22 protein-coding genes are annotated in these 23,527 nt (G+C 64.2%); 14 read left to right on the top strand and 8 right to left on the bottom strand.

Features of this window, described 5'->3' with window-relative positions; all coding sequences use genetic code 11:
* Nucleotides 1-2,604: bifunctional proline dehydrogenase/L-glutamate gamma-semialdehyde dehydrogenase PutA (gene putA / locus ABB27_RS17925; protein WP_057630498.1), on the bottom strand; the 2,604-nt coding region annotated here is incomplete at its 3' end.
* Nucleotides 2,605-2,894: 290 nt separating this feature from the next.
* Here putA and ABB27_RS17920 point away from each other — a divergent pair.
* The 6 genes from ABB27_RS17920 (at nt 2,895) to ABB27_RS17895 (ending at nt 7,944) form a co-directional block, all read left to right on the top strand.
* Nucleotides 2,895-3,368: a DUF2244 domain-containing protein gene (locus ABB27_RS17920; protein ID WP_057630496.1), complete on the top strand. Its 474-nt coding sequence runs from the start codon at nt 2,895-2,897 to the stop codon at nt 3,366-3,368.
* A 17-nt stretch (nt 3,369-3,385) separates the two neighbouring features.
* Nucleotides 3,386-4,327 (top strand): cytochrome c oxidase subunit II, encoded by a 942-nt coding sequence (gene coxB / locus ABB27_RS17915; protein ID WP_057630493.1) that lies wholly within the window; start codon nt 3,386-3,388, stop codon nt 4,325-4,327.
* 62 nt (nt 4,328-4,389) lie between these two features.
* Nucleotides 4,390-6,000, top strand: coding sequence for a cytochrome c oxidase subunit I (gene ctaD / locus ABB27_RS17910; RefSeq protein WP_057630487.1), 1,611 nt, complete (start codon nt 4,390-4,392; stop codon nt 5,998-6,000).
* A 321-nt stretch (nt 6,001-6,321) separates the two neighbouring features.
* Entirely contained in the window at nt 6,322-6,459 is a 138-nt protein-coding gene (locus ABB27_RS20115) for a hypothetical protein (RefSeq protein ID WP_170183055.1), read from the top strand.
* Entirely contained in the window at nt 6,456-7,046 is a 591-nt protein-coding gene (locus tag ABB27_RS17900; protein WP_057630483.1) for a cytochrome c oxidase assembly protein, read from the top strand. Before ABB27_RS20115 ends, ABB27_RS17900 begins: the two co-directional genes overlap by 4 nt.
* Nucleotides 7,047-7,068: 22 nt before the next feature.
* Nucleotides 7,069-7,944 (top strand): cytochrome c oxidase subunit 3, encoded by an 876-nt coding sequence (locus tag ABB27_RS17895; protein WP_057630480.1) that lies wholly within the window; start codon nt 7,069-7,071, stop codon nt 7,942-7,944.
* Nucleotides 7,945-7,989: 45 nt separating this feature from the next.
* Here ABB27_RS17895 and ABB27_RS17890 read toward each other — a convergent pair whose 3' ends face one another.
* Entirely contained in the window at nt 7,990-8,208 is a 219-nt protein-coding gene (locus ABB27_RS17890; RefSeq protein WP_057630479.1) for a twin transmembrane helix small protein, read from the bottom strand.
* A 57-nt stretch (nt 8,209-8,265) separates the two neighbouring features.
* Between ABB27_RS17890 and ABB27_RS17885 the strand changes: the two genes are divergently transcribed.
* The 4 genes from ABB27_RS17885 to cyoE all read left to right on the top strand — a co-directional run bounded on the left by ABB27_RS17885 (nt 8,266) and on the right by cyoE (nt 11,934).
* The gene (locus ABB27_RS17885) at nt 8,266-9,000 is read left to right on the top strand and encodes an SURF1 family protein (protein ID WP_057630476.1); all 735 of its coding nucleotides are present in this window, start codon (nt 8,266-8,268) and stop codon (nt 8,998-9,000) included.
* Nucleotides 9,001-9,287: 287 nt separating this feature from the next.
* The gene (locus tag ABB27_RS17880) at nt 9,288-9,863 is read left to right on the top strand and encodes a hypothetical protein (protein ID WP_057630472.1); all 576 of its coding nucleotides are present in this window, start codon (nt 9,288-9,290) and stop codon (nt 9,861-9,863) included.
* 10 nt (nt 9,864-9,873) lie between these two features.
* The gene (locus ABB27_RS17875) at nt 9,874-11,037 is read left to right on the top strand and encodes a COX15/CtaA family protein (RefSeq protein ID WP_057630470.1); all 1,164 of its coding nucleotides are present in this window, start codon (nt 9,874-9,876) and stop codon (nt 11,035-11,037) included.
* 3 nt (nt 11,038-11,040) lie between these two features.
* Nucleotides 11,041-11,934: a heme o synthase gene (gene cyoE, locus ABB27_RS17870; protein WP_057630494.1), complete on the top strand. Its 894-nt coding sequence runs from the start codon at nt 11,041-11,043 to the stop codon at nt 11,932-11,934.
* Nucleotides 11,935-12,105: 171 nt separating this feature from the next.
* On the opposite strand, the gene ABB27_RS17865 is transcribed toward cyoE, so the two are convergent.
* From ABB27_RS17865 to rpsU, 6 genes are all read right to left on the bottom strand, one after another.
* The gene (locus tag ABB27_RS17865; protein ID WP_057630468.1) at nt 12,106-13,092 is read right to left on the bottom strand and encodes a bile acid:sodium symporter family protein; all 987 of its coding nucleotides are present in this window, start codon (nt 13,090-13,092) and stop codon (nt 12,106-12,108) included.
* 18 nt (nt 13,093-13,110) lie between these two features.
* Entirely contained in the window at nt 13,111-13,602 is a 492-nt protein-coding gene (locus ABB27_RS17860) for a protein tyrosine phosphatase family protein (protein WP_057630466.1), read from the bottom strand.
* Between the two features lie 21 nt (nt 13,603-13,623).
* Nucleotides 13,624-15,360, bottom strand: a complete 1,737-nt coding sequence (gene dnaG / locus ABB27_RS17855) for a DNA primase (RefSeq protein WP_057630464.1) — start codon at nt 15,358-15,360, stop codon at nt 13,624-13,626.
* A 277-nt stretch (nt 15,361-15,637) separates the two neighbouring features.
* Nucleotides 15,638-16,531 carry a YihY/virulence factor BrkB family protein gene (locus tag ABB27_RS17850; RefSeq protein ID WP_057630462.1) on the bottom strand — a complete coding sequence of 298 codons (894 nt, stop codon included), beginning with the start codon at nt 16,529-16,531 and terminating at the stop codon, nt 15,638-15,640.
* A 668-nt stretch (nt 16,532-17,199) separates the two neighbouring features.
* Nucleotides 17,200-17,646, bottom strand: a complete 447-nt coding sequence (locus ABB27_RS17845; RefSeq protein ID WP_057630460.1) for a GatB/YqeY domain-containing protein — start codon at nt 17,644-17,646, stop codon at nt 17,200-17,202.
* Nucleotides 17,647-17,789: 143 nt separating this feature from the next.
* The gene (rpsU, locus tag ABB27_RS17840) at nt 17,790-18,005 is read right to left on the bottom strand and encodes a 30S ribosomal protein S21 (RefSeq protein ID WP_002808376.1); all 216 of its coding nucleotides are present in this window, start codon (nt 18,003-18,005) and stop codon (nt 17,790-17,792) included.
* Between the two features lie 127 nt (nt 18,006-18,132).
* Here rpsU and tsaD point away from each other — a divergent pair, with 127 nt between their 5' ends.
* The 4 genes from tsaD to ABB27_RS17820 all read left to right on the top strand — a co-directional run bounded on the left by tsaD (nt 18,133) and on the right by ABB27_RS17820 (nt 23,400).
* Nucleotides 18,133-19,167, top strand: coding sequence for a tRNA (adenosine(37)-N6)-threonylcarbamoyltransferase complex transferase subunit TsaD (tsaD, locus tag ABB27_RS17835; RefSeq protein ID WP_057630458.1), 1,035 nt, complete (start codon nt 18,133-18,135; stop codon nt 19,165-19,167).
* A gap of 79 nt (nt 19,168-19,246) precedes the next feature.
* Complete coding sequence (gene folB, locus ABB27_RS17830) at nt 19,247-19,606, top strand: dihydroneopterin aldolase (RefSeq protein WP_057630456.1); 360 nt, start codon at nt 19,247-19,249, stop codon at nt 19,604-19,606.
* 132 nt (nt 19,607-19,738) lie between these two features.
* On the top strand, nt 19,739-21,001 hold the full coding sequence (locus tag ABB27_RS17825) for a mechanosensitive ion channel family protein (protein ID WP_152984671.1): 1,263 nt from the start codon (nt 19,739-19,741) through the stop codon (nt 20,999-21,001).
* Between the two features lie 224 nt (nt 21,002-21,225).
* Complete coding sequence (locus ABB27_RS17820; RefSeq protein WP_057630452.1) at nt 21,226-23,400, top strand: glycoside hydrolase family 3 N-terminal domain-containing protein; 2,175 nt, start codon at nt 21,226-21,228, stop codon at nt 23,398-23,400.
* Nucleotides 23,401-23,527 lie beyond the last annotated feature (127 nt).

Genomic DNA, 23,527 nt, shown 5'->3' with positions numbered 1-23,527 from the left:
GAACAGCACGCGCGCTGCCGAGCAACGCTGGCCAGCGGAGGTGAAGGCCGAGCCGATGGCGTCCTTGACCAGCTGCTCCGGCAGCGCCGAGGAGTCGGCGATGAAGGCGTTCTGGCCGCCGGTCTCGGCGATCAGCACGCCGATGGCGGCGTCACGCGCGGCCATGGTGCGGTTGATGATGCGGGCGGTCTCGGTGGAGCCGGTGAAGGCCACGCCGGCCACGCGCGGGTCGGCGGTCAGGGCGGCACCCACCACCGAGCCGGAGCCCGGCAGGAACTGCACAACGCCTTCCGGCACGCCGGCATCGAGCAGCAGCTTCACCGCGTAATAGCCGATCAGGTTGGTCTGTTCGGCCGGCTTGGCGATGACGCTGTTGCCGGCGGCCAGGGCGGCGGCCACCTGGCCCATGAAGATGGCCAGCGGGAAGTTCCACGGGCTGATGCAGACGAACACGCCACGACCGTGCAGCTGCAGTTCGTTGCTTTCGCCGGTGGGGCTGGGCAGCTTCTCGGCAGTGCCGAACTGCTCGCGCGCCTGCTTGGCGTAATAACGCAGGAAATCCACTGCCTCGCGCACTTCGGCGACGCCGTCGGGCAGGCTCTTGCCGGCTTCCTTCACGCACAGCGCCATGAACTCGGCGATGCGGGCTTCCAACTGGTCGGCGGCGTGCTCGAGGATGGCAGCGCGGCTGGCGGCCGGGGTGCGGTTCCAGGCCGGCTGTGCGGCTACGGCATTGGCCAGCGCCTTCTGCACGGTGGCGGCATCGGCGGCCTGCCAGTGACCGACGACCTGGCGGTTGTCGGCCGGGTTGGTCACTGCCTGGGTGGCACCGGTGGTGCTGGCGCCCGGTACCAGCGGGGCGGCCTGCCAAGGCTTGATGGCGGCGTTGAGCTGCTCGGCCAGTGCGCGCAGTTCGTTGTCGTTGGCGAGGTTGATGCCCATGGAGTTGGTCCTGTCGTGGTTCTGGCTGCGCAGCAAATCAACCGGCAGCGGGATCTTGGGGTGAGGAATGGAGGCGAACGAGGACACGGCTTCGACCGGATCGCGGATCAGGTCATCGATGGACACGTCTTCATCGGTGATGCGGTTGACGAAGCTGGAGTTGGCGCCGTTTTCCAGCAGGCGACGTACCAGGTAGGGCAGCAGGTCTTCGTGCGAACCGACCGGCGCGTACACGCGGCACGGCACGTTCAAGCGATCGGCTGGAATCACTTCGGCATACAGGTCATCACCCATGCCGTGCAGCTTCTGGTGCTCGTAGACGCCGCCCTTGGCGATCTGCTTGATGGTGGCGATGGTGGCCGCGTTGTGGGTGGCGAACATCGGGTAGATCGCGTCGCTGTGGCCGAACAGGCGCTTGGCACAGGCGATGTAGGACACGTCGGTGTTCTGCTTGCGGGTGAACACCGGGTAGCCGGGCAGGCCCTCGATCTGCGCGCGCTTGATCTCAGCATCCCAGTACGCGCCCTTGACCAGGCGCACCTGCAGCTTGTGACCGATGCGGCGGGCCAGGTCGGCCAGGTAATCGATCGTGTACGGGGTGCGCTTCTGATAGGACTGGACGACGATGCCGAAGCCTTCCCAGCCCTTCAACGAAGGATGGCTGACCACGCGCTCGATGATGTCCAGCGACAGTTCCAGACGGTCGGTTTCTTCAGCGTCGACCGTGCAGCCGATGCCGTAGGACTTGGCCAGCTGTGCCAGTTCCAGCACGCCCGGCACCAGGTCCTTGAGCACGCGCTCGCGCTTGGCATGCTCGTAGCGCGGATACAGCGCCGACAGCTTGATCGAGATGCCGTGCGAAGCGGTGACGTCACCATCGGCCTTGCCGCCGCGGGCGATGTTGTCGCTGCCGATGGCGTGGATGGCGCGGCGATAGTCTTCCAGGTAACGCAGCGCATCCTTCATGGTCAGCGCACCTTCGCCGAGCATGTCGAAGGAATAGCGGTAGTTGCTGTTGTCGCCCTTGTGCGAGCGCGACAGCGCTTCGTCGATGGTGCGGCCCATGACGAACTGGTGGCCCATGATCTTCATGGCCTGACGCACGGCCAGGCGGATCACCGGCTCGCCAACGCGGCCGATCAGTCGCTTGAAGGCGCCATGCACGTCGCGCTTGGTGGCATCGGCCAGATCAACCAGGTGGCCGGTCAACATCAGGCCCCAGGTCGAGGCGTTGACCAGCACCGAGTCGGACTGGCCCATGTGGCGCTTCCAGTCGGCTTCGCCGAGCTTGTCGCGGATCAGCTTGTCGGCCGTTTCCTGGTCCGGAATGCGCAGCAGGGCTTCGGCCACGCACATCAGCAGCACGCCTTCCTCGCTGCCCAGGTCGTATTGGCGCATGAACGCCTCGATCGCGCCCTGGTTCTTTGCGCGCGCACGCACGCGCCGTACCAGGTCGGCGGCGGTTGTCTGTACCTGCGCCTGTTCGGCGGCTGGCAGGCGCGCCTGCTCCAGCAGTTCGCGTACATGGCTGGCTTCATCTTTCAGCCAGGCATCGGTGATGGCCTGGCGCAGCGCGGACGGCGCCGCTGGCAGCTCAGGCGCCAGCAACGGCGGGCCTGCTGGCGTAGGGGAGGCGACTTCGGGAGACGGTGTTGCGTTCATGCGCTCGGCCACAGTTGGATTCGGCCATTTTAATCTTCGGCGGCGGATTTCCTAGTCCCCTGCGAGCATCTATTTGCAGGGTGAAAGCACTGGCCTGTGGGCGATTTCGCAATATTTAACAGGCGGATTTTTATTGTGCCGATTCCGGCATTTAAAGCGACGTGCTGGGGCGATATCGGGGCAATTCCGGTGTGCACTGCAGCATTGATGACGTTGATGAATGGAAGCTTGCCGGGCGTGCGCAGGCAGGGCTACCATCGAACTCGATTTCCGCGATGGACGCGGCTGCGATGATCCAGGTGCTTCGGCAAGATTCCGATGGCTCAGGGACGCAGTTGTTACTGCACCCCCCACGGGCACTCAGTGCCCGGCAGTTCGTCCAGTTGTTTGCGGCGTTGGCAGGATTGATGGTGTTCGCCGCTGGCCTTGCTTGGCTGTCCGGTAACCGCCTGGCCCCTGTCTTCGCGTTGTTGCATGGCTTCCTGGTGGCCGCTGCCCTGCGCGCGTGTTGGCGCAGCAGCAATCGCCAGGAAGAGATCCGGGTAGGACCGGACTGCGTGGAAGTGATTCCCGCAGCCGGAGTTTCGCCGGTATTCCGCGCACACCCGTATTGGGTGCGGGTGGTGACCGGGAAGGAACGGGTCCTGCTGGTTTCCAGCGGCAAATGGGTGGAAGTGGGGAGTTTCCTCGCGCCCGTGGAACGTCGGGAACTTGCGGTGACACTTGAAGGCTTGCTCGCTGCCAGCAGTGGTGGCAACCGATGACGTCAAGGGTCTAGGCAATGAAGCAAAGCAGCGTGTGGGGCGCGAAGTTGAAACACGGTTTGGCAGCGGCAACGATGATGTTGTCGGCGCAGGCAGCATGGGCGCAATCGGCCGATCCAAAGGAATGGCAGCTCAACATGGGCAAGGGCGTCACCCATACCTCGCGTATGGCGTGGGACGCGCACATGGTGGCGTTGTGGGTGTGTACCGTCATCGGCGTGCTGGTATTCGGCGCGATGGCCTACGCCATCTTCAAGTTCCGCAGGTCCAAGGGTGCGGTGGCCAAGCAGTTCAGCCACAACACCAAGGCGGAAATCATCTGGACCGTCATCCCTATCGTCATCCTGGTGGTGATGGCCTGGCCGGCCACGGCCAAGCTGATCGCCATGTACGACACCCGCGATTCCGAGATGACGGTGAAGGTCACCGGCTATCAGTGGATGTGGAAGTACGAATACCTCGGTGAGGACGTGGTCTTCACCAGCCGCCTGGACCGCAAGTCCGACGAGGTGCGGCAGAGCGGCAGCGTGCCGACCATGGCCAGCGACCCGCATTACCTGCTGGACGTGGACAACCCGCTGGTGCTGCCGGTGGATACCAAGGTCCGCTTCGTGATCACCTCCGACGACGTGATCCATGCGTGGTGGGTGCCGGCACTGGGCTGGAAGCAGGATGCCGTGCCGGGCTTCATCAACGAGCGCTGGACCAATATCGAAACCGAAGGCGTGTACCGCGGCCAATGCGCGGAGCTATGCGGCAAGGACCATGGCTTCATGCCGATCGTGGTCAAGGCCGTGTCCAAGGACGAGTTCAAGTCCTGGCTGGCCTCGCGCAAGCCGGCGCCCGCTGCACCTGCCGAAGCTGTGCCTGCACCTGCTGCCGAACCGGCACCGGCAGCGGCGCCTGAAGCAACCCCGACTGTCGCTACACCCGCCGCACCTGCGGCGGCCGGTGCCTGATACCACTGCGTGCCGGTGCTGCCGGCGCGATGCCTGAAAACGCATAACGAGGTGTAGTTGCAATGGCGAATACCGCAGTGGACCACTCCGATCACCACGGGCACCAGCAAGGTTTCTTCGAGCGTTGGTTCTTCTCGACCAACCACAAGGACATCGGCACGCTCTACCTGCTTTTCAGCTTCACGATGTTCATCGTCGGCGCGGCGATGAGCGTGGTGATCCGGCTGGAGCTGGCACAACCCGGCCTGCAGTTCGTCAAGCCGGAGTTCTTCAACCAGATGACCACCGTGCATGCACTGGTGATGATCTTCGGTGGCGTGATGCCGGCCTTCGTCGGCCTGGCCAACTGGATGATCCCGCTGCAGATCGGCGCACCGGACATGGCCCTGCCGCGCATGAACAACTGGTCGTTCTGGCTGCTGCCGGTGGCCTTCGGCATGTTGCTGGTGACCTTGTTCCTGCCCGGTGGCGCACCGGCCGGTGGCTGGACCTTGTACCCGCCGCTGTCGCTGCAGGGCGGTTACAACGTGGCCTTCAGCGTGTTCGCCATCCACGTCGCCGGCGTCAGCTCGATCATGGGCGCGATCAACATCATCGCCACCGTGCTCAACATGCGCGCACCGGGCATTGATCTGCTGAAGATGCCGATCTTCTGCTGGACCTGGCTGATCACCGCCTTCCTGCTGATCGCGGTGATGCCGGTGCTGGCTGGTGCGGTGACCATGTTGCTGACCGACAAGTTCTTCGGCACCAGCTTCTTCAACGCCGCCGGTGGCGGCGACCCGGTGATGTACCAGCACATCTTCTGGTTCTTCGGCCACCCCGAGGTCTACATCATGATCCTGCCGGCGTTCGGCGTGGTCAGCGAGATTCTGCCGACCTTCAGCCGCAAGCCGTTGTTCGGCTACCAGGCGATGGTCTACGCCACTGCCGCCATCGCCTTCCTGTCCTTCATCGTCTGGGCACACCACATGTTCACGGTGGGCATGCCGCTGGGTGGCGAGATCTATTTCATGTTCGCCACCATGCTGATCTCCATCCCGACCGGGGTGAAGGTGTTCAACTGGGTCAGCACGATGTGGGAGGGCTCGCTGACGTTTGAAACGCCGATGCTGTTCTCCATCTCGTTCGTGATCCTGTTCACCATTGGTGGTTTCTCCGGCCTGATGCTGGCCATCGTGCCGGCCGACTACCAGTACCACGACACCTATTTCGTGGTGGCGCACTTCCACTACGTGCTGGTGACCGGTGCGGTGTTGGCGCTGATCGCGGCGGTGTACTACTGGTGGCCGAAGTGGACTGGCCGCATGTACAACGAGTTCTGGGGCAAGGTGCATTTCTGGTGGACGATGGTGTTCGTCAACCTGCTGTTCTTCCCGCAGCACTTCCTCGGCCTGGCCGGCATGCCGCGACGTATTCCGGACTACAACCCGGTGTTCGCCGACTGGAACCTGATCAGCTCGATTGGTGCCTTCGGCATGTTCGTCACCCCCTTCATGATGGCGGCGATCCTGCTGTCCTCGCTGCGCAACGGCAAGCGTGCCGAAGCGCGTGCCTGGGAAGGTGCCAAGGGCCTGGAGTGGACCATTCCCTCGCCGGCACCGGCACATACCTTCACCGTGCCACCGGTGATCAAGCCGGGCGATCTGGCCCATGACGACGTGAGCCATTGAGGAGTTTTGGCTCTCAATGGCCGCGGATAAGATGATCATTTTTCGCCGTGCATGCGCGGTTGGGGGGTTGGCACTGCTTGCACGTTGCGTGTTTCAGGCTTACACCGGATCTTTACATAGGAGGCACGGCAGCGACATCCTTCGCGCAGATGATCCCTTGTTCTTCTGGATATTCCTGGTAGCCGAAACCTGTCTAGGCATCTATTTGATTTACTTTTCATTGCGTAGGCAATGACACCAGAATTGGTGTGCAAGGATCAGCTCCAACAATTCACTCAAGCCGACTCGCTTTGCGATTCGGCATAGTTCCGGAGGTAGGCGATGAGCAACAACGAACACTTCCAGGCTGAAGAAATGGCCTTGCGCCGGAGGCGCTCGCGGCGCACCGCGCTGGTGGTTGGCCTGATCGCGGTCGCGGTCTATGTCGGCTTCATCCTGTCCGGGGTGCTGGCGAGTTGACCACGCCGGCGCCCGCACCCAAGCCCAATGCCGGCCTCGGTCGGTTGATCGGCGTGGCCTTTGCGGTGTTCGTGCTGACCTTCTCGCTGGTGCCGCTGTACCGCATCGCCTGCGAAAAAGTATTCGGCGTACGGCTGGAGCGCGGCGCCACCACGCATGAAACCACGGCACATGCGGCCAACAGCAAGCGCACGGTGCGGGTGGAGTTCGATGGCGGCGTCAATTCCAAGCTGCCCTGGGCCTTCCATCCGGAAAAGCTGACGATGGACGTGGTGCCGGGCGAGTTGAACGAGGCCCTGTACTTTGCCCGCAACGACAGCGAGCGCGCATTGGTGGGCAGTGCGGTGCCGTCGGTGGCACCGGCGCGGGCCTCGGGCTACTTCAACAAGACCGAATGCTTCTGCTTCACCGCGCAGACCCTGCAGGCGGGGGAGAAGCGCGAGATGCCGGTACGTTTCATCGTCGACCCGGACCTGCCGGCCGACGTCAACACGATCACCTTGTCCTACACCTTCTACAAGAATGATGCGCTGACCGAGCAGCTGGCCCCGGCAACCGCCGCGACCGCTGCCCACGCAGCTCCCTGATCACGGACCCGGAAGCAACGCCATGGCCCATAACGCCCCTGATGCCAACGTCTACTTCGTGCCTAGCAGCAGCAAATGGCCGTTTGTAGGATCGATCGCGATGCTGGTGATGATGGTCGGGGTAGCCAGTTGGCTCAACGACGCCAGCTGGGGCCGTTGGACCTTCTTCACCGGCGTGGCGATGCTGGTGTTCACCCTGTTCCTCTGGTTCGGCGATGTGATCCGCGAATCGGTGGGCGGCAACTACAACCGGCAGGTGGATGGCTCGTTCCGGATGGGGATGATCTGGTTCATCTTCTCCGAGGTGATGTTCTTCGCCGCCTTCTTCGGTGCGCTGTTCTACACCCGCAACATGGGCCTGCCGTGGCTTGGAGGTGAAGGCCATGGCGTATTGACCAACGAATACCTGTGGGATGGTTATTCGGCCGCCTGGCCGACCAACGGCCCGGCCGATATCGGCGGCGCTTTCCAGACCATCCCGGCCTGGGGCCTGCCGCTGATCAATACCCTGATCCTGCTGACCTCCGGCGTCACCCTGACCATCGCCCATCACGCGCTGAAGGCGGGCAACCGCAAGCAGCTGCTGATCTGGCTGGGCCTGACCGTCGTACTGGGCTGTGTGTTCCTGTTCTTCCAGGCCGAGGAATACATCCACGCCTACAAGGAATTGAACCTGACCCTGGGCTCGGGCATCTACGGCTCGACGTTCTTCATGCTGACCGGCTTCCACGGCGCACACGTGCTGCTGGGAACGATCATGCTGCTGGTGATGTGGTTCCGCGCCGCCAAAGGCCACTTCACCCGCGACAACCACTTTGGTTTTGAAGCAGCCGCATGGTACTGGCACTTTGTCGACGTGGTGTGGCTGATGCTGTTCCTGTTCGTCTACGTGCTGTAACCACGATCGGCGGCCGCGCTGCTAGGCAGTGCGGCCGTTGTGATATCAGCCGCCCACGCCGTGCGGCCTGATCCAGCCGGTATAGATGCCCAGCGCGACCAGCAGGATCAGCACCACTGACAGCGCGATACGCCGCGTCAACGCATTGACCGTCCGTTTGGTCTGGCCGCGATCGATCATCAGGTAATAGAGGCCGGCTCCAAGATTCCAGACGATGACGATCAAGAACGCGATCACCAACAGGGTCTTCAACGAATCATTCATGCGTCGCTCGTTCGGTGGGAAGGCAGTGCTATATCACCCGCTTGGCGGCAGCTTGTCATGACGCGACAGCACACGGCCATCTTCGGCTGGATCCTGGCGCTGCTGGTGGCGGTGCTGTTCTGCGCGCTGGGCGGCTGGCAGCTGCAGCGCATGCACGAGAAAGAAGCCCTGCTCGCACAGCTGCCACCGAGCCGCGAGGCCGCGATCAGCCTTGCCGAGGCCGCCGCCGCACCGGAAGCCCTGCATTGGGTGGCGGACCAGCTGCAGTTCCTGCCGGCCACGGTGCTGCTGGACAACCAGCTGCGCGAAGGCCGCGCCGGTATCAAGGTCTATCAGCCGGCGCGCGCTGCCGGTGGCACGACGGTGCTGGTCGATCTGGGCTGGCTGCCACTGCCGGCGGACCGCAGCATGCCGGCCATCAACACGTTGCAGGGCATGCAGGCCGTGCAGGGCCTGTGGGCGCCCGCACCGGCAAGCGGCATTGCCTTGGGCCCGGCATTGACCACAACCGCGCAGCCGCAGACCTGGTTGGCGACGCGGATTGATCTGCCTGCCATTGCTACGCAGTTGCAGCTGGGCAACGGCGCCCTGGCGCCGAAGGTGCTTCGGCTGGATCCGGCAATGCCGCTGGGTTATGCCCGTGACCTGGACCTGCTGCCCAATACCTTGCCGCCGTCGCGGCACCTGGGCTATGCGGTGCAATGGTTCGCGATGGCCTTGGCGGTGTTGTTGATTGCGCTGGTATTGCAGTTCAGGAGGCGCAGGAGGGTGGGGGTTGGAAATGGGGGTTAGGTTGGAGCTAGGGCAGAGCCAAAGCCAAAGCCAAAGCCAAAGCCCTCCCCTTGGCTACGCCAAAGGGAGGGGCAGATCGCCTCGCCGTCGCTTTGGCCTTGGCCTCGGTCTTTGCCGTTGCCGTTGAATTTCCCCCTCCCTTTCACCGAAGGTGAAGGGGAGGGCCGGGGAGGGGTGCTTTCAGCCTTTGCTTCAGTTCCTGCACCAACACCAACTCTAACTCCAGCTCCCTCTCCCGCTTTTGCTCCCAGCCACTCCCCATTGCCAGCTCTAAAAGACCCTCAGCCATGAACGTACTCACCCCCGACCAGCTCGCCACCCGCAACCGCGGTCGCCGGGTGTTGCTGCTGATCTTCGCCATGTTCTTCGGCTCGATGGCGCTGGCCGGCATCCTGCGCTTCTCCGGTTGGACGCCGCAGATCAACCGCCACCATGGCCAGCTGCTGCAGCCGGCGGTCGACCTGCGCAGCGAGCAGCTGTATCTGGCCAATGGCCAGGCCTACGACTGGAACCCGGGCGAGCGGCACTGGCGCATCCTGCTGTCACCGGCTGCCGATTGCGCGCCTGCCTGCGTCACTTTGTCGCAGCAATTGGACAAGGTGTGGCAGTTGTTCGGGCATAACGCGGATAATGTCGAGATATTGTGGCTGGGCACGCCGCCTGAACAGGTGGCCGCCACGCCGGCACTGAAGGTGCTGCAGCCCCAGCCTGCGTTCCGGGCCAAGCTGCCGGGTGTTGATGACCCGGCCGGTACCCCGGTGTATGTGATTGATCCCAATGGCTTTGTGGTATTCCGCTATGCGCCGGGTTTTGAACCGGGTGGATTGCGGGCTGATCTATCCAAGCTGTTGAAACTGATGTGAGTTCCGTTCGATGAATGCCTCCGCGCGTCCGGCGCTGTACCGCAATTTCCACCGACTGGCGTGGTTCGCACTGATCATGACGGCGAGCACGATCATGTTCGGCTCGTTCGTGCGCCTGTCCGATGCCGGCCTGAGCTGCCCGGATTGGCCTACCTGCTATGGCCGCGTGACCTGGCCGCAGACGCAGATGGAGGCGGCCCAGCACGTAGCCAGCGAGATCCGTCCGCTGGAAACCCACAAGGCCTGGCGTGAGCAGGTCCACCGTTTCCTGGCCGGCCTGCTCGGTGTGGAAGTGTTGACCCTGGCGCTGCTGGCGGCGCGTAAGCGCAAGCGTGGCATCGCCCAGATCGTCACCGCCTCGGTGCTGGTGGCCATCGCCATACCCTTGTACATGCGCGGCGAGCACGTCGCCGCGAGCGTGCTGGCAATCGGCGGTGAAGCGATCCTGCTGCTGGCGGCGCTGCGCTGGTCCAACATCGATCTGGCGCGCGCGGCGGTGCTGACCCTGGCGGTGGTGATCTTCCAGGCCCTGCTCGGCATGTGGACGGTGACCTGGCTGCTCAAGCCGATCGTGGTGATGGGGCATCTGCTGGGCGGCATGGCGATGTTCTCGCTGCTGGTGTGGATGGCCTGGAAGGCCACGCATCTGCCTATCACCCTGGCCGAGGCACCGCGCCTGCGCTGGTGGCTGCGCGCGGCAGTGGCGATGGTGGTACTGCAGATCGCGCTCGGTGGCTGGGTCAGCGCCAACTACGCAGCCTTGGCCTGTGGCGGCGGCAGTGCCTCGCTGGACAACTTCCCGCGCTGCGTCAGCCAATGGTGGCCGCAGCAGAACTACAGCGAAGGCTTCACCCTGTGGCGCGGCATCGGCGTGGACTACGAAGGTGGCGTGCTCGATGGCGCCTCACGTATCGCCATCCAGATGGCGCACCGGATGTTCGCGGTAGTGGTGGCGCTGTATCTGCTGGTGTTGTCGGTACGCATGTTCCGCTTGCCGGGCATGCGCGGTTGGGCGACCACGCTGATCGCGTTGGTGCTGTTGCAGGTCACGCTGGGCGTGCTCAACGTCAAGCTGGCGTTGCCGCTGGCGGTGGCCGTGATGCATAGCGGCGGTGCGGTTGCCCTGTTGTTTGTATTGGTCACGCTGCTAGCGCGGCTGCGCGCTCCGGAGTGAATGATGCGTACAACATGGCGTGATTACTGGGACCTGACCAAACCGAAGGTGGTGGCACTGATTGTGTTCACCGCCCTGGTCGGCATGTGCCTGGCCATTCCCGGCCTGCCGACCACCGCGCAGGTGGTGACCGGTCTGCTGGGTTTCCTCGGCATCTGGTTGTCGGCATCGGCGGCGGCGGCCATCAACCAGCTGCTGGATGCGCGCATCGACGCACAGATGGCGCGTACGTCCTGGCGCCCGCTGGTGGTGGGCAAGGTCTCACCGCGGCAGGTGCTGGTGTTTGCCGGCGCGTTGACCGCGTTGTCGATGACCATCCTGGTGCTGTGGGTGAATGTGATCACCGCGGTGCTCACCTTCGCCTCGCTGATCGGCTATGCGGTGATCTACACCGTCTACCTGAAGCGTGCGACCTCGCAGAACATCGTCATCGGCGGCCTGGCTGGCGCAACGCCGCCACTGTTGGGCTGGGCGGCGATCACCGGCATGCAGGGCAGCTCGGATTGGGCTTACGCCTCGCTGCTGGTGCTGATCATCTTCATCTGGACTCCGCCGCATTTCTGGGCGCTGGCGATCTTCCGTCGTGTTGATTACGCCAAGGCCGAAATCCCGATGCTGCCGGTAACCCATGGCGTGCCGCACACACGCAAGCAGATCCTGGCGTATTCGGTGGTGCTGGCGGTGGTGACGCTGCTGCCGGTGGCGATCGACATGAGCGGCATGTTCTACCTGGGCGGCGCCACGGTGCTGAACATCGTGTTCCTCTGGTACGCATGGAAGATGCAGGACCCGCCGGACGAGATGTTCAACATGAAGATGTTCGGCTATTCCATCGTCTACCTGATGGCGCTGTTCGCCTTCCTGCTGGTCGACCACTGGCTGCTGCCCTGGTTGTGATCCAGCACTGAAAAGGCCGGCGAATGCGGGCCTTTTCATTTGAATGCCGGCTGCAGCTTTGCTCCCTCCCTTTGCCGCAGGCAAGGGGAGGGTTGGGGAGGGGTTGGCTTCTAGGCCTTTCCGGCATTACTGGCTTCGCGGCTTACGCCGCTCCTACAACGCTGGTGCCGCTTATTGTTGCGTTGTTCCTGCGTTCTGCTTCGCATACCGCTGCGCCACCACCGAGCAGACGATCAGCTGGATCTGGTGATAGATCATGATCGGCAGCACGATCGCGCCGAGGCTGCCGCCGGCAAACAATACCTTGGCGATTGGCACGCCGGTGGCCAGGCTCTTCTTGGAGCCGCAGAACACCAGGGTGATCTCGTCGGCGCGGTTGAAGCCCAGGCGCCGCGCCAGCCAGGTGATGCCGGGCATGGCGATGGCCAGCAGCACCACCGCAACCAAGGCAGCTGCCAGCAGTGAAAGTGGTGGCGTCTTGCTCCACAGGCCTTCGCTGACGGATTCACCAAAGGCCGCGTAGACCACCAGCAGCACCGTGCCCTGGTCGGTATAACGCAGCAGCGGCCGCTGCCGGTCGACCCAGCGGCCTATCCACGGCCGCAGCAGATGGCCGAGCACGAACGGCACCAGCAGCTGCAGCATGATCGCGCCCACCGCATGCAGCGGGTTGGCCATGCCGCCCTGCGAGCCGGCTAGCACCGTCATCAGCAAGGGGGTCAGGAACACGCCGAGGATGCTGGACAGGGACGCCGCGCAGACCGCGGCCGGCACGTTGCCGCCGGCGATCGAAGTGAAAGCGATCGAGGACTGCACGGTGGATGGCAGCGCGCACAGGAACAGCACGCCGATATACAGCTCCGGCGTCAGCACCCAGCCGGACAGCGGTTTCATTGCCAGCCCGAACAGTGGGAACAGCACGAAGGTGCAGGCCAGGATGGTAATGTGCAGGCGCCAGTGCAGCAGGCCGGCGATGATGGATTCACGCGGCAGGCGTGCGCCGTGCAGGAAGAACAGCGCGGCGATGGCGACGTCGGTGAAGCGGTCGAAACCCTTGGCGGCGGCGCCGCTCAGCGGCAGCACGGTGGCCAGGGCGACGGTGGCGAGCAGGGCGAGGGTGAAGTTGTCCGGTCGCAGTCGCGACCACCAGCGTGTCATGTCGGCAAGGCCTCCTGATCAGGGTGTGGGTACTTCCAATGCAGCGCGTGCAGCTGGTTCCAATGACGTCATGCCGGCATCACGGCCGAGTTTGAGTGCGTTGTCCACTGATGCGCCATTGATGCGGGCATCAATCAGTGACAGCAGTGCGCCGGCGCGGTTGGAGGATGCGCAATGTAGCAGTGTCTTGCCGCCGTCCTGTTTGAGCAGGCGGTCCAGCGTGCGTGCATTGGCTTCGGTGATGTCACCGGCACCGGCGATGGGCAGGCGCACATAGCGCAGGCCGAGCTGCTCGGCCAGGGCCGCTTCGTCGTAGCCGCGATCTTCATCTGCCCGGCGCAGGTCGATGATGGTGGTGACGCCGTTGCCGGCGGCATCGCGTAGTTGTTGCGCGCTGGGCTGGCCGGCGGTGAAAAGATCGGGCCGCGGTTGGCGCACGGTGGCGTCATCGGCGTAGGCATTGGCGCAGAGCAGCAGGGAGAGCAACAGTGTCAGGCGATGGATGTGCATGCGTGGCTCCGTTCGTTGCGGTTACAGGCGCAGGGTGGCGCGCGCCTTGAGCAGCTCGCGCAGTTCGTATTTGTCGGTGTCGTCCAGGCCTTGCTGGCGTTGCTTGGCCTGCAGTTCATCAAGCCGTTGCTGCAGCAGCTGTTTTTCCAGCTGCAGTACCGCATCCTGCAGTTCCTGCGCCCACATCGCTTCATCACCGGGCAGTGCCTGCGCAGCCAGCTTGTGCAGAGCGGCCTGTTCCTCACGTTCGTTGAAGTGTTCGAGCAGGGCGCCGGTGCTGATGTCGGGGCGCTGCTGCACCAGGTTCAACAGCTCGACCAGCAGCTCGATGCCGGGTAGGCGCAGGCCGCCGATGGCGTGGTGGCCGTCAAGGTTCATTGCCAGCGACGGCTGCTGCAGCAGGATGGCGATGGCCGCACGCACCAGGCTGCGCTTCTGCGCCGGCACCGCGTTGTTGCGCATCGGCGGGCGCGGCGTGGCGGCGGCTGCGGTGGTGGTACTGCCGATGCCGGTCAGGCGCGCCAGCTCCTGCTTCATCAGGTCGCCGAAGGCGCCATCGGGTATCTGTGCCAGCATCGGCTTGGCGCGTTCGGCCAGGCGTGCCTTGCCGTCGAGCGTGCCAAGGTTGATCTCGCGGCTGAGCTCGTCGAAGAAGAACTGCGACAGTGGCGTGCCCTGTTTGAGCCGGGCATCGAAGGCCTCGGCGCCTTCCTTGCGCACGATGGTGTCCGGGTCCTCGCCATCGGGCAGGAACAGGAAGAAGGCCTGGCGGCCATCCTTCATGCGTGGCAGCACCGACTCCAGTGCGCGCCAGCCGGCGCGGCGACCGGCGGCGTCACCGTCGAAGCAGAAGTAAACATCCGGCGCATTGCGGAACAGCAGCTCGGCATGGTCGGGGGTGGTTGCCGTGCCCAGCGTCGCCACCGCCTGGGTGACGCCGAACTGGAACAGGCTGACCACGTCCATATAGCCTTCAACCACGATCAAGCGCTCGATCTTCTGGTTGGCCTGGCGGACCTGCCACAGGCCGTACAGTTCGCGGCCCTTGTGGAACAGCGCGGTTTCCGGCGAGTTGAGGTACTTGGGGCCGTCGTCCTTTTCCATGACCCGGCCGCCGAAGGCGATGACCCGGCCACGGCGGTCGAAGATCGGGAACATCACCCGGTCGCGGAACTTGTCGTAGACGTGGCCGCGGTCGTTCTTGGAGAACAGGCCGACCCGTTCGAGCAGCTTCATGCGCCGCTCGTCCTTGCCCAGTGCATCCTTCAGCGCGCTGTAGCCATCAGGCGCATAGCCGATCGAGAAGCGCGCGCGGGTATCGGCATCGACGCCACGGCCATCGAGGTAGGCACGCGCCTTGTCGTTGCCTTCCAATTGCTTCTGGAAGAAGCGGGTGGCGGCATCCAGCGCCGAGTACTGGTCGCGGCTGTCGTCCTGCTGCTGGGGCGTGCGGGCATTGGTTTCGCGCGGGATTTCCATGCCCACGCGCTTGGCCAGCTCGTCCACCGCATCGAGGAACTCGAGGCGGTCGTAATTCATCAGGAAGCTGATCGCGGTGCCATGCGCGCCACAGCCGAAGCAGTGATAGAACTGCTTGGTCGGCGAGACCGTGAACGAGGCCGAGCGCTCGTCATGGAACGGGCAGCGTGCGGCATATTCCTTGCCCTGGCGCTTGAGCGGCACACGCGTGCCCACCACCTCGACGATGTCGGTGCGGGCCAGCAGGTCGTCAATGAATGCGTCGGGAAGTCGGGCCATGCGGCATTGAACAGCGCCGCCGGTTGGCGGGGGCGCGATTAAAAGGGGAACAGGCAGTGTACTAGGCTGGGCTGCTGCTGGTTGCGGCTTGGGCTTGATGGTTTTCAGTCAAAGGCTTGGAGCTACCCCTCCCCAACCCTCCCCTTGCCTGCGGCAAAGGGAGGGGCAACGGCTGCAGCCCTCGTTAGTTTTGCGAACTGCAGCTCTTGCCCCCTCCCCTTCGCGCAGCGAAGGGGAGGGCTGGGGAGGGGTAGCAGCTGTCGCCCTTGCTTCCACATCACTCCACAGCCCCAGCATCAACTTCCGCAGCCGCCTCCACCTTGCGCCGCGCATACGCGCGCTCATCGATCACCGCGGTGATCAGTGCGCCGCCAAAGAACACCACGCTGGCGTAGTAGATCCAGATCAACATGATCACCAGCGTGCCCATCGAGCCATAGGCGCTGCCGGGGGCGGCATTGGCGATGTACAGGCCGATCGCGTAGCGGCCCAGCGCGAACAGCACCGCGGTAATGACACCGCCGAGAAAGGCCTGGCGCCAGTCCACCGGCCGGTCCGGCAGGTAGTGGTAGAGAAAGGCAAAGCCCAGCGCGTACAGCAGCAGGGTGGTGATGTAGCCCACCGTCGGCAGCGCCGAGGGCAGGTGCGAGAAGATCACCTGCAGGGCGGTGGTGGCGACCATCGAGACGATCAACAGAAAGCCCAGTGCCAGCACCACGCCGGCGGAGAACACCCGCTTCTTCAGCCAGCCAAACACCCCCTCGAAGCGCTTGGAGTCGCTGCGGAAGATCAGGTTCAGCGCCGCCTGCAGCTGGGCGAACACCACGGTGGCGCCGATGAACAACAGCACCAGGCTCCAGATGCCGGCGAACGAGCCCAGGTCCGGCTGCGCGCTGGCGTTGGTGATCACCGTGCGCGCCACCTCGGCCACGCTGGGGCCGGCCAGCGAGCCGATCTGGTCGATAAGTGTCTGCTGTGCAGGTGGGTACAGCGAGGCGGTCAGCCACAGCAGCAGCACCAGAAGTGGGGCCAGCGACAGCAGCGTATAGAAGGCCAGTGAGGCGGCCTGGGTCATCACGTCGGTTTCGACGAAGCGGCGGACCAGGGCGGCCGGCAGGCTTTGCTGGAGCAGCTCCAGGCGGGATTTGAAGGTGTGCAGGGTAGGGGGCATCAGGGTTTGATGTAGCGTGAAGACAGGGCTCTGTTCTAGCAAAGCCGGGCTTCCCTCAGGGTGAATGGGGATGGCTTGGCGGGCTAAATCGGCCCAGAACTGTAGTGCCGAGCCATGCTCGGCAGGGGCTCTCCCGACAATGCATAACGATGTGGTGTGGGAGCGGCGTAAGCCGCGAAGCCAGATATTCCGCAGATTGCAGGCAGGCCCGTGATTTCAGCGTTGCCAGCTTCGCGGCTGACGCCGCTCCCACAAAGGCGCAGCTCCGCGCCGCACCTGTAGTGCCGAGCCATGCTCGGGAGGGGCTCTCCCGGCAATGCCCAAAATGTAGGAGCGGCGTAAGCCGCGAAGCCATATATTCCTCAGATTGCAGGCAGGCCGGTGATTCCAGCGCCGCCAGCTTCGCGGCTGACGCCGCTCCTACAAAAGCGCGGTCCGGGCCGCATCTGTAGTGCCGAGCCATGCTCGGCAGGGGCTCTCCCTGCAATGCAAAACGATGTGTAGGAGCGGCGTAAGCCGCGAAGCCAGATATTTCTCAGATTGCAGGCAGGCTGGTAATTCCAGCACTGCCAGCTTCGCGGCTTATGCCGCTCCCACAAAAAGACAGAGGCAAAAACAACAAAGCCCGCACGTGGCGGGCCTTGTCGGTACAGACTTGGCAGCTGCGATCAGCCGGCCAGGGCCTGCTTGACCAGCTTGGACACCAGGCCCATGTCGGCCTTGCCAGCCAGCTTGGGCTTGAGTACGCCCATCAGCTTGCCGATGTCGGCAGCGCTGGCAGCGCCGGTTTCAGCCATGGCGGCGGTGATCGCGGCCTGGATCTCGGCTTCGCCCATCTTGGCCGGCACGTAGCGCTCGATCACCACGATCTCGTCGCGTTCGATCGCGGCCAGGTCTTCACGGTTGGCGGCTTCGAACTGGGTGACCGAGTCCTTGCGCTGCTTGACCATCTTGTCCAGCACGGCAATCACGTCGGCATCGGTCAGCTCGATGCGCTCGTCCACTTCGCGCTGCTTGATGGCGGCGTTGATCAGGCGGATCACGCCCAGCGAGTGCTTGTCACCGCCCTTCATGGCGGCCTTCATGTCTTCGGTCAGCTGTTGCTTCAGGCTCATGGAGCACCTCTTTGGGTCGGGAATATGGGAAAAGACGCCGGCATTGGCGGCGTCTGGAACGCAAAAAGCCGGCTACGCTTGCGCGTGCCGGCTTTCGCTCCAGTACGGAAGGCCGGAGCCCCCCGTTCAGGAGTTGCGTACGATCAGTACAGGCGCTGACGCTTGGTGACGTCGCGCGAGGAACGACGCAGCTGGCGCTTCACGGCAGCAGCGGCCTTGCGCTTGCGTTCCTGGGTCGGCTTTTCGTAGAACTCGCGCTTGCGGGTCTCGGCCAGTACGCCGGCCTTTTCGCAAGTGCGCTTGAAGCGGCGAAGAGCAAACTCAAAGGGCTCGTTCTCGCGGACTTTAACGCTGGGCATGGAATCTCCGGGGACTCTGTAGAAAAACCGGGTCATACCCGGTGAGCCGCGCATTATAGTCCCTTTGAACAGACGTGCAACCCCCTTGGATTTGGCGGGGGCGTCAGACAGGTCCACAATACGCCTTATGAAAGTCCTTGGCATTGAATCTTCCTGCGATGAGACGGGCGTAGCCGTCTATGACACCTCCCTTTCCGGGGCGGCCGCGCTGCGTGCGCATGCCGTTTACAGCCAGATCGCGCTGCATGCTGAATACGGCGGCGTAGTGCCGGAGCTGGCCAGCCGCGACCACGTGCGCAAGACCCTGCCGCTGATCCGCCAGACCCTGGACGAGGCTGGCATTGCCATCTCCGAGATCGAGGGCGTGGCCTACACCGCCGGCCCCGGCCTGGTCGGGGCGCTGCTGGTGGGTGCCGGTGTGGCCCGGTCGCTGGCCTGGGGCCTGGATGTGCCGGCCATCGGCGTACACCATATGGAAGGCCACCTGCTGGCACCGCTGATGGAAGACGACCCGCCGGAACCGCCGTTCGTCGCCCTGCTGGTCTCCGGTGGCCACACCCAGCTGATCGCGGTGGACGCCATCGGCAAGTACCGCCTGCTCGGTGAGACCCTCGACGATGCCGCCGGTGAGGCCTTCGACAAGACCGCCAAGATGATGGGCCTGCCGTACCCGGGCGGCCCGCAGCTGGCCAAGCTGGCCGAGCTCGGCACCCCCGGGTGCTACAAGTTCACCCGGCCGATGACCGACCGGCCGGGGCTGGACTTCAGCTTCTCCGGTTTGAAGACCCAGGTGCTGATGGCCTGGCGCGACAGCGACCAGACTGACCAGACCCGGGCCGACATCGCCCGTGGCTTTGAAGATGCGGTGGTCGACACGCTGGTGATCAAGTGTGGCCGCGCGCTGGATGCTGCCGGTTGCGATGTACTGGTGGTGGCCGGCGGCGTCGGCGCCAACAAGCGCCTGCGCGCCAAGCTGCAGGAAGCTGCCCAGCGCCGTGGCGGCCGGGTCTGCTTCCCGCGCCCGGAGCTGTGCACCGACAACGGCGCGATGATCGCCTTCGCCGGCGCTCTGCGCCTGCAGGCTGGCCAGCACAGTCCGGCCGAGGTGAAGGTCACCCCGCGCTGGGACATGGCCTTGTTGCCGCCGCTGCAGGGCGAATGAGCAGGCCTGCCGTGTTCGTCCACGGCAGGCTCAGTCTGCTGCGTTTACCATGTCGTATTCATTCAAAACGACAGATGCAATGGACAAGGTATTCATCGAAGGGCTCGAAATCGACGCCCTGATCGGCATCTACGACTGGGAACGGCGCATCCGCCAGACCCTGGTGTTCGATCTGGAAATGGGTTTCGACAACCGCAAGCCGGCCGCCAGCGACGACATCGTCGACACGCTGAACTACAAGGCCGTCAGCAAGCGCTTGATGGAGTTCGTGCGCGCCTCCGACTTCGGTCTGGTGGAGACGCTGGCCGAGCGCTGCGCGCAGATCGTGCTGGACGAGTTCAATGTGCAATGGCTGCGGCTGAAGCTGAGCAAGCCCGGTGCGGTGCGCGGTGCGCGCGCGGTCGGGGTGATCATCGAGCGCAGCCGCGCAGCGGGGTGAGCCCACATGCATCAGGCCGCGCGTCGTATGGCGCACGGCCTGGGTGGTTTCCTGTTCGCACACTCCCAGCAGTGACTTGATGGGCCGGGCAGGGTGTTTCTGCAATACACGTAATAAAAGGAAGCGAGCACGATGGCGGTAATGGGAATTCGTTGGCTGGATCAGCTGGAAAACATGCTGGCGCCGTACCCAATGGCCTACCCGGCGGTGGTGTTGGCGGCGTTGCTGCTGGTGGCGTGGCTGGCCAACTTCGTCACCAAGCGTGTACTGCTGCGCGGCCTGCGTTCGATGATCGAACGGTTCTCCGGCCCCAATCACAACGCCAGGCAGCCGCTGCGGGTGATCGCGCGGCTGTCCAACATCGTGCCCTCGGTGGTGCTCGCCGCCGGCCTGAGCATCGTGCCGGAGCTGCCGCCTGGCCTGGTGCACGGCTTGAAGGCGCTGTGTCATGCCTGGACCGTGCTGACCATCGCAATGGCGGTGTCGCATGCGCTGGATGCCTTCAACGATTTCTACGAACGCCGTGCCGATGCCCGCAACAAGCCGATCAAGGGCTACCTGCAGGTGGTCAAGATCGTGGTGTTCGTGTTTGCCGGTCTGTCGATCGTGGCGATTCTGGTTGGCGTGGAACTGCTGCATCTGGTCACCGGCCTGGGTGCGGCCACCGCGGTGTTCATGCTGATCTTCCAGGACACCATCCTGTCGCTGGTGGCCAGCGTGCAGATCAGCGGCGATGGCCGCGTGCGCATCGGTGACTGGATCGAGATGCCCAGCCAGAACGCCGATGGCGACGTGATCGACATCGCCCTGCACACCGTCACCGTGCAGAACTGGGACAAGACCGTCACCACCATCCCGACCAAGAAGCTGGTCACCGAGTCGTTCAAGAACTGGCGTGGCATGCAGGAAGCGGGTGGGCGACGGATCAAGCGTTCGATCTACCTGGACCAGCACAGCGTGCGTTTCCTCGATGGCGCCGGGCTGGAGCGGCTGGGCCAGATTGCGCTGCTGGATGACTATCTTGCCGGCAAGCAGCAGGAGCTGCAGCAATGGAACGCGCAGGTGGCACAAGCGCATCCGGAGCCGGTCAATGCGCGCCGGCTGACCAACCTGGGCACGTTCCGCGCCTATGTCGAGCTGTACCTGCGGCACAACCCCGGCATCCACCAGGACATGACCCTGCTGGTGCGGCAGATGGCCCCCACCCCGCAAGGCCTGCCGCTGGAGATCTACTGCTTCACCTCCTCGACCGCGTGGGCAAAGTACGAAGCCATCCAGTCGGACATGTTCGACCACCTGCTGGCGATGCTGCCGGAGTTCGGCCTGCACGTTTTCCAGGAATCCAGCGACGCGATGCTGATGACCGCCCGCGACCAGCGCGACCGCCAACCGTAATGCCAGCCCCGCCCGGTAGTGCCGAGCCATGCTCGGCAGAGGCCGTACCAACAAATCCGAAACACCAAACCTGCACTGTAGTGCCGAGCCATGCTAGGCAGGGGGCCGTACCAACAAACCCCCAGCACAGCAAAGCTCAGCCCACCACTGCAACCTGCGCGCCAACCGCTTAACGAACGGGGCGCTAGAATCCCCCGCCTGCTTGTGTTTACCAAGGAACACCGGTGTCCCCCGACCGCATTGAATCCCTGATCGCGCGCATGACCGTCGACGAAAAAGTCGGCCAGCTGAGCGTATTCGCCGACATGGTCCGGCCGTTCGCACCGGATGTGAACCCCGAAGCCAACGCAAGCAACGCCGAGCAGGTACTGGAGCAGGTACGTACTGGCCGCGTGGGTTCGCTGTTCAACGGCGTCGGTGCCGAACTGGGCCGGCGCCTGCAGCAGGTGGCACTGGAAGAAAGCCGCCTTGGCATTCCGCTGATCCTGGCCTCGGACGTGATCCATGGCATGCGCACGGTGTTCCCGATACCGCTGGGTGAAGCCGCCAGCTTCGAGCCCGAGCTGGCCCTGCGCACCGCGCGTGCCACTGCCATCGAGGCCACCGCCGCCGGCATCCACTGGACCTATGCACCGGCGGTGGATATCGCCCGCGATCAACGTTGGGGGCGTGGTGCCGAAGGTGCGGGCGAAGATGTGCTGCTGAGCTGTGAATTCGCCGCGGCCCGTGTGCGTGGTTTCCAGGGCGATGACCTGAAAGCCGACGATTCGCTGCTGGCCACGCCCAAGCACTTCGCCGCCTACGGCGCCGTTGCCGCAGGCATGGAATACGCGCAGGTCGATATCTCGCCGCAGACCCTGCGCGATGTGCACCTGCCGCCATTCAAGGCCGCGTTGGATGCCGGCGCTCTGTCATTGATGAGCGCCTTCAACGACATCAACGGCGTGCCCGCCAGCGCCAACCGCGCGCTGCTGACCGACCTGCTGCGCAACGAGTGGAAGTTCGAGGGCGTGGTGGTGTCCGATTACACCGCCGACATGGAGTTGATCGCGCACGGCTATGCGGCCGACGAAGTGGATGCCACCCGCAAGGCCTTCCTCGCCGGGCTGGACCTGAGCATGCAGAGTGGTTTCTACGACCAGCATCTGGCCGGGCTGGTGCATGCCGGTGAGGTGCCGATGGCGGTGCTGGATGCATCGGTACGGCGCATCCTGCAGCTGAAGGAGGCGATCGGCCTGTTCGACAACCCCTATCGCTCGCTCGACCCGGCACGCGAAGCCGATCAATCGCATATCGCCGAACATGATGCACTGGCGCGCGATGCCGCGCGGCGCTCGGTGGTGTTGTTGAAGAACGACGGTGAGCTGCTGCCGCTGAAGAAGCAGGGGCAGAAGATCGCCTTGATCGGTCCGTTCGTGCAGGACCGCGAGAATATCGAAGGTTGCTGGACGCTGTTCGGCGACAAGTCGCGCTACGTCACCCTGGAAACCGGTATGCGCGCCGCAGTGGCAGCGGATGCCGAGCTGGAAATCGTCGCGGGCTGTGGTTTGGAAGCGCCGCTGGAAGGTGGCATCGAGGCGGCAGTAGCCGCCGCACAGCGCGCCGATGTGGTGGTGCTGGCGGTAGGCGAACCGCAGCGCTACAGCGGTGAGGCGCAGTCACGGGTGGAGATCACCTTGCCGCCTGCGCAGCAGGCGCTGGCCGAAGCGCTTGCCGCTACCGGTACTCCCCTGGTGGTGGTGTTGCGCAATGGCCGCGCGCTGGCACTGCAGGGTGCGGTACGTGATGCACAGGCCATTGCGGTGAGCTGGTACCTGGGCACGCAGAATGGCCATGCTTTGGCCGATATCCTGTTTGGCGATTACAGCCCTTCGGCGCGCCTGCCGGTGAGCTTTCCACATGCGTCGGGCCAGCAACCGTATTTCTACAGCCACCCGCGCAGCGGCCGCCCGGAACTGCCGACGATGTCGGAGTTCAAGTCACGCTGGCGCGAGTTTCCCAATGCCGCGTTGTATGCGTTTGGCCACGGCATCGGCTATACGCGTTTCGAATATGAAGCGCCGCGCCTGAGTTCAGCGCAGTTGGACTGGGATGGTGAGCTTGTCATCCGCACCCGCATACGCAACCTCGGTGCGGTGGCGGGCGAGGAGGTGGTGCAGTTGTACGTGCACGATCGCGTCGCCAGCAGGGTGCGCCCGGTGCGCGAGTTGAAAGCCTTCCAGAAAGTGGCCGTGGCGGTTGGCGCATCGGTGGAAGTGGAATTCCACCTGGACCGCCATCAGCTGGCTTTCACCGGGGTGGATGGCGAATACAGCGCCGAGCCGGGGCTGTTTGATCTCTGGGTATGCGCCTCGTCGGTGAGCGGCGAAGCCGTCAGCTTCGAGCTGCTGGGCCGCTGATCCAAACGGCCCCCAAGGTAGTGCCGAGCCATGCTCGGCAAGGGGCTTTACCGGTAAGGCCCGCTGCCGAGCATGGCTCGGCACTACCTCCCACAAGCAATCTTCCTGTTCTGCGCGCGCTATGCTC

The sequence above is a fragment of the Stenotrophomonas terrae genome (assembly GCF_001431465.1).
Lineage (GTDB): Bacteria > Pseudomonadota > Gammaproteobacteria > Xanthomonadales > Xanthomonadaceae > Stenotrophomonas > Stenotrophomonas terrae.
This window is presented reverse-complemented; position numbering and strand designations above follow the sequence as displayed.

What these genes read in the sequence shown, in the direction of transcription:
- ABB27_RS17920 (WP_057630496.1), top strand. Translation starts at nt 2,895, where the DNA reads ATGATCCAGGTGCTTCGGCAAGATTCCGATGGCTCAGGGACGCAGTTG.
- coxB (WP_057630493.1), top strand. Translation starts at nt 3,386, where the DNA reads ATGAAGCAAAGCAGCGTGTGGGGCGCGAAGTTGAAACACGGTTTGGCA.
- ctaD (WP_057630487.1), top strand. Translation starts at nt 4,390, where the DNA reads ATGGCGAATACCGCAGTGGACCACTCCGATCACCACGGGCACCAGCAA.
- ABB27_RS20115 (WP_170183055.1), top strand. Translation starts at nt 6,322, where the DNA reads ATGAGCAACAACGAACACTTCCAGGCTGAAGAAATGGCCTTGCGCCGG.
- ABB27_RS17895 (WP_057630480.1), top strand. Translation starts at nt 7,069, where the DNA reads ATGGCCCATAACGCCCCTGATGCCAACGTCTACTTCGTGCCTAGCAGC.
- ABB27_RS17890 (WP_057630479.1), bottom strand. Translation starts at nt 8,208, where the DNA reads ATGAATGATTCGTTGAAGACCCTGTTGGTGATCGCGTTCTTGATCGTC.
- ABB27_RS17885 (WP_057630476.1), top strand. Translation starts at nt 8,266, where the DNA reads ATGACGCGACAGCACACGGCCATCTTCGGCTGGATCCTGGCGCTGCTG.
- ABB27_RS17880 (WP_057630472.1), top strand. Translation starts at nt 9,288, where the DNA reads ATGAACGTACTCACCCCCGACCAGCTCGCCACCCGCAACCGCGGTCGC.
- ABB27_RS17875 (WP_057630470.1), top strand. Translation starts at nt 9,874, where the DNA reads ATGAATGCCTCCGCGCGTCCGGCGCTGTACCGCAATTTCCACCGACTG.
- cyoE (WP_057630494.1), top strand. Translation starts at nt 11,041, where the DNA reads ATGCGTACAACATGGCGTGATTACTGGGACCTGACCAAACCGAAGGTG.
- ABB27_RS17865 (WP_057630468.1), bottom strand. Translation starts at nt 13,092, where the DNA reads ATGACACGCTGGTGGTCGCGACTGCGACCGGACAACTTCACCCTCGCC.
- ABB27_RS17860 (WP_057630466.1), bottom strand. Translation starts at nt 13,602, where the DNA reads ATGCACATCCATCGCCTGACACTGTTGCTCTCCCTGCTGCTCTGCGCC.
- dnaG (WP_057630464.1), bottom strand. Translation starts at nt 15,360, where the DNA reads ATGGCCCGACTTCCCGACGCATTCATTGACGACCTGCTGGCCCGCACC.
- ABB27_RS17850 (WP_057630462.1), bottom strand. Translation starts at nt 16,531, where the DNA reads ATGCCCCCTACCCTGCACACCTTCAAATCCCGCCTGGAGCTGCTCCAG.
- ABB27_RS17845 (WP_057630460.1), bottom strand. Translation starts at nt 17,646, where the DNA reads ATGAGCCTGAAGCAACAGCTGACCGAAGACATGAAGGCCGCCATGAAG.
- rpsU (WP_002808376.1), bottom strand. Translation starts at nt 18,005, where the DNA reads ATGCCCAGCGTTAAAGTCCGCGAGAACGAGCCCTTTGAGTTTGCTCTT.
- tsaD (WP_057630458.1), top strand. Translation starts at nt 18,133, where the DNA reads ATGAAAGTCCTTGGCATTGAATCTTCCTGCGATGAGACGGGCGTAGCC.
- folB (WP_057630456.1), top strand. Translation starts at nt 19,247, where the DNA reads ATGGACAAGGTATTCATCGAAGGGCTCGAAATCGACGCCCTGATCGGC.
- ABB27_RS17825 (WP_152984671.1), top strand. Translation starts at nt 19,739, where the DNA reads ATGGCGGTAATGGGAATTCGTTGGCTGGATCAGCTGGAAAACATGCTG.